This window comes from Bartonella sp. AC62GZZY (assembly GCF_042196525.1).
Lineage (GTDB): Bacteria > Pseudomonadota > Alphaproteobacteria > Rhizobiales > Rhizobiaceae > Bartonella.
Map to the genome: position 1 here is coordinate 35,864 of NZ_JBHIQN010000001.1, position 12,938 is coordinate 48,801.

Consider the following 12,938-nt stretch of genomic DNA (forward strand, 5'->3'; position numbering starts at 1 on the left):
ATGGGGAGCAAGACACCAACAACGACAGAACAGAAGCAGGTACAAACAAGCGCCCCTCCCACTTGGATGCAGAATGTCTTTAAGCGTGGGGGTGCAGATGCGTATCAAATGTATGATACAGGGATTGGGGGTAATGTGTATGGGGGACCGCGTGTTGCCCCGTTAAGTGCTCAAACACGCTATGGAATTGGTGGTCTTGGAAGTATTCCTCAGCATTATCACAATCGCTCTTTGATGAATACAATCTATAATCCAACGTCGGCAGCAAGCAATCTTGGAAGAGTGGCTTCTGGTGATATGGTTGGACAGAATCCGTCTTTTAATGCTGCGCTTCAAAATAGCTTAGACCGCGTCAGAGATACGATTAACAGCTCTTTTGCCGGTGCGGGTCGTTATGGTTCTGGTGCACATACGGGTGTATTGGCAAATGAACTTGGTGCTTTGTCTACAAGTGCTACAGCAGACCAGTATAATCGTGATGCGGATCGCATGATGCAAGCCAATGCCATGATAGACCAAGCCAATCAAAATCAGTTAGGAGCTTCAAATAACTTCTTACAGGGTTATGGGAATGCCTATTCCAATGCCATACAAGGGGGAGGTGTGCTTGATGCCCACAATCAACGCCTTGTTGATGCCAATAGAGAACGTTGGCTGGAACAAGACAATAGCGGCTGGAATAGGTTGAATATGCTTATGAATGCCGGTCATGGCTTTGCAAGAAATTACGGCACGACAACGAATAATAATACAGCTTCGATGATACAAGGGAATAGTCCATGGAAAAATGTAGGGACAATAGGCTCTCTGGCACTTCAGGCAGCACCAATGGCTTTTGGTTACATGGCAGGTGGTCCAATGGGAGCAGCGTTGGCAGGAGGAGCATCCAAGTTTTTTTTAGATCACATGAATAAGAAACAGAAACAATAGCTGTATAATCATTAAAGAATAGTTTTGTAGGAGAGCGTGATGGCATTTCCATTATTATTTCCATTAGCTGGGGCAGCTTTTATGGCAGCGAGAGCTGCGCCTCATATTTTTAGATATATTGCTCCCAAAGCGGTTACAGGGGCGAACAGATTGGGACAATTAATAACAAAGAGCCCCGTGGGGAAATTCGTAGCAAAGTATCCAAAAACCAGTGCAGTTATGGGTGTGGGGTCAGCCATTGAAAGTATGATGACACCAGAGAAAGCACATGCACCATCCAACCCCTATTTACAGAACATGCAGAATCCATATGGACCATTTATGCCCTATACGGTTCCTAGAGCGGATATGCTTCTTGGAGTTGATCAACAGCCACCTATGCCAAATGCACTAGAGAGTACTCCACAAGAACTAAAACCTCATGTTAATGAACAAACGCAACCATTAGCACCCGCTTCCCCAACACCGACTCCTGAACTGACAGATGCAGAGAAATTTTTACAGTCCAATACTTATAAGTTTTTTCAATCAGATGCGTATCAGAAACTCAAAGATCTTTTTGCAGGTATGGCAGAATCTTCATCAGACGGTTCTGGGTGGGATGCGCTTGCAAGTGGTGTGAAGCGTCTTAATGAAGGAGATAAACAAAGAGGACAGGTTAACCAGACTGTCGAGTATCTAAAGTCTAAAGGCTATAGTGAAGAAGAAGCTGCTATTATGGCACGTAATCCGCAAATGCTTAGTGCGATGCTAACAGGTGGTGATAAACCTCAGTTAGATAAAGGTTATGAATGGGATCCCAATTCACAATTAGGTGAACGTAGAGCGAGACCGGTTAAGGGGTCGATGCAGGAACTTGAGTATAATCAGAAAAAACGAGACATAGAAGAGTGGGAAATAGGTAAGAGAAACACTGCTGCTGTAGCAGCAAAAGAAATTAATCATATTGTGGATACAGTTAACAATGCTCTTCAAATTATAGAGAAGAATCCCAAAAAGGCTGCTGGTAAGGTCGGTGCTTTTGCTCAGATTTTCCCCGATACTGCTGCAAAAACATTAAAAAATAAATTAAAAACGCTTGAAGGTGGTGTCTTTGTTCGAGTGATTGAAGCAATCAAAAAGCAAAGTGACGGCGGGAAATTAGGCGTTGGACCGTTATCTAATGAAGAAAGCAGGCGCATAGTAGCATCTTATGGTACTATGGACATTAGCGATAAACCAGAAGAACTATATAAAACGCTCTTAAAAATCAAAGATATGTTTGATCTTTTTAAAAAACTGAATGATGAGGAAATTTATAGGTTGTCAAACGGAATGGAAGTAAGATCGCGTCTAAAGTATTCTACTCAATATGCTAATCAGTCGATGCCGCAAGGAGGTGTTGAAAACTTGCCAACTATAAGTAGCAGAGAAGATATTAAAAAACTTGCTATTGGAGAAAGAGTATCCATACCAGACGGTAACTATATATATGACATTATTAGGGATAGATAAATGGTTCATCATAATAATGCTCATCAAGATTTTCCAGATTTTGGTCCTGGAATAAGAATTATACGCCGTATCCCTAAAGAGGAATACGAAACATCGGTAGAGGAACCATTTCCAGATTTTGGTCCTGGAATAAGGGTTATACGTCGTATCCCTAAAGATGAATACGAAACATCATCCCAACATCCCGAAATCACGCAAAGTGAAGCTTTTTGGAACTCTTTAAAGCATGGTTTGAGTTTTAATTTAGATGATGAGATTGCAGGGATCACAGCGGCAGGACGTGATTCTGATGATGAGTTGGCAATAAAGGCTTTTGCGAAGGGGCTTATCAACTATTGGACTGGAGATAAGAAAACCATAGAAAAATATGAGAAAGAAGCCAATAGAATACGTGATTATTATCGTAGGATGAGTGATCAACATTATTGGACTTCTTTTGCTGGAAATGCTTTAGGGTCGGCAATCCCTTCACTTGCGACGTTAGGGGGAGGATTGTTAGCCTCAGGAGCACGCTTTGTAGCGCCTACACTTGCAAGGAATGTGGCGGGGTCAAAATTAGGTCAAGCCTTTTTGAAAGCAGGTCAGTTACCCCCAAGTCGATTTGCAAGCCCGTTTTTAGGCATCACGAACAAAACAACATTGCCGCATTTGCTTAAAGTAGGGGCGGCATCTGGTGCATTACATGGAGCGGGAGAAGGTGAAGGACTTGGTAATACACTTACAAGTACGTTATCTGGTGCAGGTTTAGGAGCGGGTGGGGCATTGGCTGGAAGTGCTTTAGCCCATTTAGCTGGTTATCCGGTAAGCGGAATACGAAGACTTTTTTCTCCTTCTCATAAGGAAGGTGTTGCAACAGACACGTTAAGAGCAATCAGTAAACATTTAGGTAAGGAGGCGTCTGAAGAGCTAGGAGAATCTTTTAAAAAAGCAGTTCCTACCGATTATGTAGCTGATCATAGTCCTTTTTTACAAGATCTTGTTTTTGATATCGCGAAAAGAAATCAAGGAGCTTATCTTGATTTGACTAAAAGAGCTGGGCAGAGAGCGCTGGGAGGAGGGGAGCGTATTCATCAAGCTGCTGATGAACACTTTGTTCCTCGTCAAAATGTCACAGGTTTAAAAGGTGATCTTATCGCGAGTAGGAAAGAAGCATCCCATACTCTTTATGAAATAGCTAAAAAGATACCAATAGGAGAGAAATATTATGGGGCACTTAATGAATTAATGGAGCGTCCATACTTTAAACAAGCTTATAATAAAGGGCTAAGGGGATTCATTAGTGATGGTAATAAAGCCAGTCCGTTTTCTTCTGAAAAATTTAGCCTTCTTAAAGAAAAACCCAACATGGGTATTCTCCATAAAACTAAGGAGGCTATTGATTTTATGATACGGGCAGAAAAGAGGCAAGGAAACAATAGCAAAGTTCGTAGCTTAGTAGATATCGACAAAAAGTTATTAGAGATTATGGATGATATATCGTCTGAATATAAGAAAGGGCGGGCATTGTATCATCAATATAGTTCACATGTAGATGCTATGGGTAAAGGTTCTAAAATCCTTAGCAAGGCAGTTAATAAGGATGAGTTCAGTAAAATCTTTGATGAATTATCAGAGGGAGAACAAGAATACTTTAAAAAGGGCTCAAGGGCAAAACTTTTACAAGGTATGGGGCAATTAGGAGATCAAGTTTCCAAGGCAAAAGATATTTTTGGTACGAATGATCTGTATGAACGATTTGCAAAGATTTATGGAGCCGATAAAGCTTCTGCTGTTAAGAAGGTTGTCGAAAAAGAAGCTAATTATGCAGATTTTTATAATAGAATACCAGGTCGTGTAGCGGATGAAAAGATATCATTTAGGCATAACGTCAATATGCCAACGGGTAAACATGATGCAGCTGTACAATTAGCAAAAGCTGCTGGGAAGGCTGCTTGGATTCCTTTCAAAGAGGCGGCGTTTAGAGAGCGTCAACGGATTGAAAAGGATGTTGTCAAATTGTTAACAGGGGGAACACAGATTAAGAATGATCAAATTGTAGCTCTCATTCAACGCATGGTAAACGCGCATCATAAGGGATATGCGACAAAAGAATGGTTCAAAAAGCTTTCTGCTGCTTTGTTTGGAGGTGGGGGAAAAGCCTCAACGGAGGAGTTGAATTTATTGAGTGCATTTGAGTAAGGGAGGAGATTAGGCTATGACCCGTTATAGTCCTTCAGTCGATCAAGCGATACGGCAAACGGCAGCGCGTTATGGTTTGCCAGAGAGTTATTTGTACCGTGTTGCGCAAGTGGAAAGTGGAGGCAATCCGAATGCAAGGAATCCCCGCTCTTCTGCTGGTGGGTTGTATCAATTTATAGACAGCACCGCCAAACAATATGGTTTGCAGGATCGTTTTGACCCCATACAAGCAGCTGATGCCATGGGGCGGTTGACGCTTGATAATCGCAATCATTTAAGCCGCCTTTTGGGAAGAGCGCCTAGTGAAGCGGAGTTGTATTTAGCCCATCAACAAGGAGCAGGAGGAGCCGCGCGGCTTCTTCAAAATCCCCATGCCAATGCGGCGCAAATTGTTGGGAGCAATGCGGTTGGCTTGAATGGTGGAAACAACGCTATGCGTGCAAGTGATTTTGTCAACCGTGTATTACAGATGTATGGTGGGCAGCCTCATAGAGCAAGTCCTACAGCGCATGGTGACATTAGAAATAGAGACAACTTGTTAGAGGTTTTACGGGCATTATTAGCATCACAAGAAGAGGCTTCGGAAGAAGAAGAGAGTGATGAAGATGATAATCCTTTGATGACGCCATTCATGCGGGCGTTTTACGGACCGTTTTACAGAAGCTAGGATTCACGAGAAATGTCAACGATTTATGATTGGTCGCTTAGAGCGTCGGATAATACGCGCGTGGATAATTTGATTGATTGGTCCGAAGGACAGCGTCCTAGCAGTGTGAACACGAGCGCCCGTGTGATGATGCAGCGCATAAAGGAATACTTGTCAGACACGGGTGGAGAGCTTGAAGGCATTGTTACAAATGATCATGTCCAACAAACAAGTGTGATAAGACTTGCAAGCACTTCACAGTTTTTAGAGTATAAGAATGGTATTGTTTTGCGCTTTATGGCTATGGGTAAGAATGTTGGAGCGACCACGATTGTCTTAAATGCTTTAGATGGCAAGCCGGTTTATAAGGCAACGGAAACGGGTTTATCGCTTTTATCGGGAGGGGAAATCCAACAAGGGTGCATTTATACATTGTTTTATAATGGAGATCATTGGCATCTTGTTAATCCTACCTCACTCCCTTTAGTAGAAGAAAGCAGTCTTTATCCCACGGGTTTTATAGGAACGTTTGGAATGCGCGGGATTCCAAAGGATTGGTTAATTTGCGATGGGAAGGCTTATTTGCGTCGTGATTATGGTGATTTATTTGAGACGATAGGAACGGTTTGGGGCGTGGGTGATGGCGCCACGACATTTAATGTTCCCGATTTTCGAGGAATGTTTTTACGGGGGCTTGATGTAGGGCGCAATATTGATGAGGGGCGTTCTTTTGCAAGTGTGCAAACAGATTTAATCGAGTCGCATCAACATCAAGGACAGAGCCTTTCGATGTCTCATTTTACCAGCAACGAAAACTTTTGGGATGGGAATACGACGGATGTGTTGGGCTATCGTCTAGGCTTGTTTGGGGGGAGCTCTCTAGCGAATTTTATGGGCATAGAGCGTGAGAATTTAGGGGGCTACATTGTAAGTTCTCATACTCTTGATGAGAACCAAGAGGTTGTTTTGGAGAGCACTGGTGAAGGCGAGACGCGTCCAGTAAATGTGAGTGTTCTGTTTGCGATTAAGACATGAGGTGTAAGATGTCGACGATCTATGATTGGTCTTTAAATGCCTCCTTGAATGCCTATTGTGATGATTTGATTGATTGGTCAAAAGGACAACGTCCTAGTAGTCTGAATAATAGTGCTCGTGTGATGATGCAGCGTGTGCGTGAATATTTATCGGATACGAGTGGTGTGATTGAAAGCACTTTTACGGTTGATACTGAACACCAGACGACGTTGATAAGACTTCAAAGCCAATCGCAATTTTTAGAGTATAAGAATGGGATATCAATTTGTTTTAAAGCGAAGAGCAAGAATGTTGGGGAAACCGCAATTGCCTTGAATGATTTGGCGGCTAAACCTGTTTACAAGGCGACGGAATTAGGCATTCGTGTTTTATCTGGGGGCGAGCTTCAAAGGGGATGCATTTATAGCTTGGTTTATAGGGATCATGCTTGGCAAGTTTTAAATCCTACGCCTCTCTCTTTATCACAAGAGCCGGTTATTCCCGTTTATCCACCAGGGACGATAGGGATTTTTGGGATGCAAGTTTTGCCAGATGGCTGGTTGCCTTGTGATGGGAAGGCTTATTTGCGTAGTGATTATCCTGCTCTTTATGAAGCGATAGGGATCAGGTGGGGAGGCGCTGATAGTTGGACGAAGTTTAATGTTCCCGATTTGCGTGGTGTTTTTTTACGAGGTGTTGATGATGACCGCGAGATAGACCGCTTTCGTTATCTTGGCACTTTACAAAATGACGCAATGAGAAAGCATGACCATGGGGGTCAATCCTTTACGATTTTGAATGATGAAAATCAGGAAGAGAGTTGGCATGGTGATATGACGATCATCTGGGGATATGTGTTGAATGACCAGCAAAGGTTGAAGCTTGCTGAACGTTTGGGCGTGAGAGCAGAGGATATACGCGTGCACCATAAGCTCGCCTTTCCCCATTCCCACCTTCATATGCGCGATGTTGCATTGGCAAGTTCAGGTGTAAGTGAGACGCGCCCGATTAATATGAGTGTTGTGTTTGGAATCAAGATGTGAGGTTTAGATGTCCACGATTTATGATTGGTCTTTAACGGCATCTGAGAATGGTGGTGCTGATGCTTTAATTAATTGGTCAGAGGGACAGCACCCTAACACGGTTAATAATAGCGCTCGTTTTATGATGCAACGGGTAAGTGAGTATTTATCGGATACGGGGGGTGTGCTTGAAGGGATTGTGACGGTTGATAATAACCAAAAGACGAGCGTGATAAGGCTTCTAAGCCAATCGGCATTTTTAGAGTATAAGAATGGCATATCGGTTTGTTTTAAAGCGAAGGGCAAGAATGTTGGGGCGACAACAATTGCTTTAAATAATTTAGCTGGTAAGCCCGTTTATAAGGCGACAGAAACCGGTTTATTAGCCTTATCGGGAGGAGAGATACAAGATGGCTGTCTTTATACCGTTATTTACGATGAAGATATAACTGGTTGGCAAATTCTCAATCCGACAAGGGGCAAAGTTTCTTCCTTAAAACGTTTACCTTCCGGTCTGATAGGACCGTTTGCAATGGAGCGCTTGCCAGATGGTTGGTTGCCATGTGATGGGAAGGCTTATTCGCGAAGAACGTATAGAGCCTTGTTTGAAGTAATAGGGACGACGTGGGGAGAAGGTGATGGCGCCACGACATTTAATGTTCCCGATTTTCGAGGAATGTTTTTACGGGGACTTGATAATGAACGCAATTTAGACCCTTGGCGTTCTTTTGCAAGTATACAACCCTGTTCTTTAAAAGCGCATGAACATTTTATAGGTCCCGCGTCATCAGAAGGTCTTTCTTCTCGAAAGAAACGGGATATTTCTTCTACTGAAGCGGGCGTGACAAGGCGCAAGAGAGCTATAGACGAAGAGTGTGTAGGTTTGAGTGGGGATGCTTTGGACAAGTGTAATCAAGAATTTGACCAAATAGCAGGAAGTCCACAGGTAGAGACTCCCTTTTGGTTTACAGAAAAAGACAAGCCGCCGCGTTTACCTTGGTTTATCAGGAGTCCCTTTGCTAATTTTTTATATTATTCAACGCCTATAACAGACGGTCTGAATGACAGAGAGCATCATGAACATCATCTCATGGCAGAGAGGGTTGGTGGTGTTGAAACGCGCCCCGTTAATGTGAGTGTAATTTATGGGATCAAGACATGAGGAGTTGAAATGTCATTAAAACCGTTTGCAATATCAGAGCTTAGCGACCCGTCTCAAGTACGGGTCGTTTTGTATTCGGGGGGAGGTTTTGTGCATGCGCCTCTTCATGGGGTTTTTGATTTACTGAAAGCCGCTTTGAAAACAGAGCTTGATGGTTCACTGAAAGATTTAGAGAAGCGCTTAGAGGCGTTAAGCGAAGAGCTTGAAGATTTGAAAGAGTGTTCATTGGATGAAGCCCTCTGAATGAAGGAATAAAACAGATGAAGATACCCGATCATGAACATGAATATTTGATACCTGTTGCAACGAAAGAGGAAATCAGAGAAGGGACTTCGCAAGACAGCGTTGTTGTTCCGAAGCTTTTAGGGACGGCCTCTTTGTATTCGTATGAAACCTTTGCGCCGTTAGAGCAGGTTGTTAATGCACGTCAAGAAGCAGAAAAAGCCATGTCGCGTGCGAATGGTGCGCAACAGGTTGCAGAAGAATCGAAGAGGGTTTCGGAACAAGCGCTTAGCGAAGTGACGAAAACAGTTCAAACAGCGACAACAGCGCTTACGACGTCTCATGAAGCGAAGGAAGAAGCTAAAGCAGCGACGACAACGGCTAGCTTTGCGAAAGAGACAGCGGATACAGCCAATGGCTTAGCAGAAGAAGCCAAGAATACTTCTGATGCAGCGAAGCGCATGGCAGAAGAGACAAAAGCAGCAGTCGATAGAGCCTCAGGGGAAATCAATAGTACGAAAGGTTCATTGGCTACGGCATTACAACGTTTTGAAGAGGTCAAACAGAGCAGTGAGAATGCTGTTAATTTATCGACCGAAGCCAAGAGGTTAGCCGATGAATCGAAGACCATTGCAACGCGTGCAGAACAAACAGCAAGAGAAGCTTCACAAACAGCAACAGAGACGACGCAAGTAGCAGCGACGGCGGTAGCAACGTGTCATGAAGTTAAGACTGTAGCCATGCAAGCAAGTCTAAAGGCAGATGGAGCCAAACAGGCAGCCGATGATGCCAAGGATATTGCAGAACAAGCAAAAGAGTTATCAGAAGGTGCGACATCTTCTGTTACAGAACTCACAAAAACAGCCTCACAAGTACAAGCGGGAGTAGAGACAGCATTAACAGCTTCAAGAGAAGCCAAATCACAATCAGAGGCAGCTGTAAGCACGTCAGAAGAGGCGAAAGGTTTAGCGGAAAAAGCGAATACGGCATCTACAGAGGCGCAAAAGGCATCAGAACAGGCATTAAGAGAAGCGACTTCTGCGAAAACAACAGCGGGCGGGGCATCTAGTATAGCCAATGATGCGAAAGGGAGTGCTGAGGCAGCTAAAACATTATCAGAAGAAGCAAAACGGTTGGCAGCAGCATCACAGGAGACAGCAGAAACAGCAAAGGCTAAAGCCGAAAGTGTAGAGGCAGTTGCGAATGAAGCAAAATCTACAGCGACTACAGCATTAACAGAAGCAAGAGAAGCTAAGAGTACGGCATCTGAGGCGAAGGGTTTGGCGGAGGAAGCGAAAAGCGCCGTTGATAAGGCGACAGCGAAAGTAGAGCAAGCTGTAAAAGAGGCTAGCGATGCGAAATCTAAAGCAGAAAATTTAGAGACTGTTGCGACTGAAGCGAAATCCACGAGTGAACAAGCAAGTCAAACCGCCTCTAGTGCAAAAAGCTTATCAGAAGAAGCAAAAGAAGAAGCAAGGAGCGCCAAAGCGACAGCCTTAGAAGCCAAAAGTGCGTTGGATAGTGCACAGACGAAAGCCGATCAAGCGCAACAGAGTGCAACAGAAGCAACACGAATAGCCAACGAAGCGAAGGTAGCAGCAGAAGCATCGGTGCGTTCAGGAGAAACGGCAGGTGAAGCGAGTGTGGAGGCGTTGAAGGGTATAGCTACAGCAGCAAAGAGTAAAGCGGAAGCAGCAGAGAAGGTAGCAGAAGAAACGAAAGGTGCTTTGGATGGTCTAAAACAAGTAGCAGGTAGTGCGAAGTCTATAGCCGAAGAGGCAAAGAAGGTAGCTGATGGTGCACAAAAGAAGGCATCACAGGTAGAGACAGTAGCGGGTGAAGCTGAAAAGATAGCAAAAGAAGCCAAACAGACAGCAGGTTATGCCAAACATGATGCGGAGCAAGCGCGTAGTGAGGTGGAAAATGCAAAAAGCACAGCGAATGCAGCGTGGAGTAATTCCCACAGCGCGAATGAAACAGCGAAGGACGCCAAGGTTATAGCAAGATTAGCGGAAACAGCGGGTGAAGAAGCCAAGAAAATAGCGGAGAAAGCCAATAACTACGCGTATGAAGCTAAGGGTGAAGTAGAGAAAGCCAAGGAAATAGCTAATAGTGCAAAATATACAGCAGAACAAGCACAGAAAGCGGCAGAAACAGCGGGTAAAAAAGCCGCGTCTTTAGAAGCAGCCGCAGAAGAAGCACAAAAAATAGCTAAAGAAGCCAAACAGACAGCAGGTTATGCTAACCATGATGCGGAGCAAGCGCGTAGTGAGGTGGAAAAAGTAAAAAGCACAGCGAATGAAGCGTGGAGTAAAGCTTACGACGCGAATGAAGCAGCCAATAACGCTAAGACTATAGCCAGATTAGCAGAAATGGCAGGTGAAGAAGCCAAGAAAATAGCAGAGAAAGCCGATGACCGAGCGTATGAAGCCAAGAATGAAGTAGAAAAAGCCAAGGAAATAGCGAGTAATGCAAAATATATAGCAGGAGAGGCGCAGAGGGCAGCCGAAACAGCGGGTAAGAAAGCCGCGTCTTTAGAAGAAGAAGCGGAAGAGGCACAAAAAATAGCCAAGGAAGCCAAGGAGTCTGCTGGTTATGCAAGACATGATGCGACGCAAGCGCGTAGTGAGGTGGAAAATGCAAAAAGCACAGCGAATGCAGCGTGGAATAAAGCCCACAAAGCGAATGAAACAGCAGATAGTGCTAAGCTTACAGCAAGTTTAGCAGAAACGGCAGGCGAAGAAGCCAAGAAAAAAGCCGCGTCGGCAGATTCACAAGCCTATCAAGCCAAGAGCGAAGCCGAAAAAGCCAAAGAAGTAGCCGATAGAGCGAAAAGGACAGCAGAAGAAGCCAAAAAAACAGCCGATACGACGAAACAAGAGCTTGGAGGGATCAAGAATTCCCTAGCAACGGCAACAACAGCCCATACAGTAGCTTCACAGGCAAAAGCGCTAGCGGAAGAGGTAAACAATTTACTGAAACAGTCCAATTTAACGGTTTTTTCAATTTCCACCCCTTTTCTTGTTGCGACAGGGAAAAAACAACTCACATTGAAGAAAGGAACGCGTATAACCTTGGCATTAGGCAATGATACTTTGGTTGCAAGTTATACGGCAGATACAATAATAAACGTTTCTTCTATTTCGGCGGGGAAGGATTATTATGTTTATTTGGTTTCTGATGGAGGACAGTCTCATAAATTTGTTTTATCAGAAAACTCTACGTATCCAAGGAATTACACAGTGAGTAATTCGCGAAAGATAGGAGGGTTCCATACGCTCTGTGCGGATGTTGGTACGATTTCCGGTCATTCATTGTCTGGTTATAGAGCAGGGGATATTTTACCCAATTCAGTTTGGTGTCTCAATCACCGTCCGCATAGTTCACCAGAAGGTATGGTTTATGATCCTTTGCAAGATCTTTGGGTTGATATTTATCTTCAATCAGGGACGGGTGAAAATACGAAATCAATGTATCGTACCAATATAACAACAAACCGTAATTATACCGAACATGTAACAGATATGGCGCGTGTTAAAAAATCTTTACTGAGTGATGAAGCGTTTGCTTCTGCTATGTATGGAAGCAATGAAAAGACACATATTGTTGGCAAGAAAGAACCAACCTCTAAGGTTTCAGGTGGATATAAGGATACGGCGAATCGTCGAATGATCTCGCATATCGGTTGTGAGGATGGTTGCGGTTATGTTTGGCAATTTTTATCGGGCACGTTTCCTATACCCATAAGCCTTACGCAAAATACGTTTGAAATGAGAGCATTGTTAGGGGGTGGTAGCTGGAGTAATACAACGGATAATGGGCGTTTTACTCGAGCCACCATGATCGTCAATGGTGGAAATGAACAAGTTGCGGCGCGTGGATGTAGCCATACGCGTCATTTTGTTTAGGAGGGAGAGATGATAGAATATCCAGAACATTTAAATAGCAAAGAAGATTATCTGAACATGCTTTCTTTTGACAAAGTTGAAACAGTAAGAAGGCTAGAGATGCTTTTGACAACGCGTTTTTATTGGTTTTTTGTCAAAGAACTCAGTGAAGGGGAAGAGGGGGTAGAAGATGATACGCATAAGGTTTGTCGAACAACAGAAATACCGTTTGATTCAAATGGTGATTTTGTAGAAAAGCGTTGTCAGTATGAATTACAGGAAAGCGACTATGCGCCGCTCTTTCAACTTGGCTTTCGTGTTGAAGAAGTCGAGCAGCTGATCAAAGAGCATAGTCAATAGAGATCATAAGAAAACATTTTTAT

General features: G+C 43.7%; 10 protein-coding genes. All 10 read left to right on the plus strand.

The window, feature by feature from the left end; all coding sequences use genetic code 11:
• The 10 genes from ACFIML_RS00230 to ACFIML_RS00275 are packed head-to-tail and all read left to right on the plus strand — an operon-like array spanning position 1 to position 12,915.
• Positions 1-930 (plus strand): hypothetical protein, encoded by a 930-nt coding sequence (locus ACFIML_RS00230; RefSeq protein WP_375687092.1) that lies wholly within the window; start codon positions 1-3, stop codon positions 928-930.
• A 39-nt stretch (positions 931-969) separates the two neighbouring features.
• Positions 970-2,424, plus strand: coding sequence for a hypothetical protein (locus tag ACFIML_RS00235; RefSeq protein WP_375687094.1), 1,455 nt, complete (start codon positions 970-972; stop codon positions 2,422-2,424).
• Positions 2,425-4,602, plus strand: coding sequence for a hypothetical protein (locus ACFIML_RS00240; protein ID WP_375687096.1), 2,178 nt, complete (start codon positions 2,425-2,427; stop codon positions 4,600-4,602). It begins immediately after the preceding gene.
• A 16-nt stretch (positions 4,603-4,618) separates the two neighbouring features.
• Complete coding sequence (locus ACFIML_RS00245) at positions 4,619-5,269, plus strand: transglycosylase SLT domain-containing protein (protein ID WP_375687098.1); 651 nt, start codon at positions 4,619-4,621, stop codon at positions 5,267-5,269.
• Positions 5,270-5,281: 12 nt separating this feature from the next.
• Positions 5,282-6,283, plus strand: coding sequence for a phage tail protein (locus ACFIML_RS00250; protein WP_375687100.1), 1,002 nt, complete (start codon positions 5,282-5,284; stop codon positions 6,281-6,283).
• A gap of 8 nt (positions 6,284-6,291) precedes the next feature.
• Positions 6,292-7,305, plus strand: coding sequence for a phage tail protein (locus ACFIML_RS00255; protein ID WP_375607492.1), 1,014 nt, complete (start codon positions 6,292-6,294; stop codon positions 7,303-7,305).
• 7 nt (positions 7,306-7,312) lie between these two features.
• Positions 7,313-8,446 carry a phage tail protein gene (locus ACFIML_RS00260; protein ID WP_375615467.1) on the plus strand — a complete coding sequence of 378 codons (1,134 nt, stop codon included), beginning with the start codon at positions 7,313-7,315 and terminating at the stop codon, positions 8,444-8,446.
• Between the two features lie 9 nt (positions 8,447-8,455).
• The gene (locus tag ACFIML_RS00265; protein WP_375687102.1) at positions 8,456-8,689 is read left to right on the plus strand and encodes a hypothetical protein; all 234 of its coding nucleotides are present in this window, start codon (positions 8,456-8,458) and stop codon (positions 8,687-8,689) included.
• A gap of 17 nt (positions 8,690-8,706) precedes the next feature.
• Entirely contained in the window at positions 8,707-12,576 is a 3,870-nt protein-coding gene (locus ACFIML_RS00270; protein ID WP_375687104.1) for a hypothetical protein, read from the plus strand.
• Positions 12,577-12,585: 9 nt separating this feature from the next.
• On the plus strand, positions 12,586-12,915 hold the full coding sequence (locus ACFIML_RS00275) for a hypothetical protein (protein WP_375614666.1): 330 nt from the start codon (positions 12,586-12,588) through the stop codon (positions 12,913-12,915).
• Positions 12,916-12,938 lie beyond the last annotated feature (23 nt).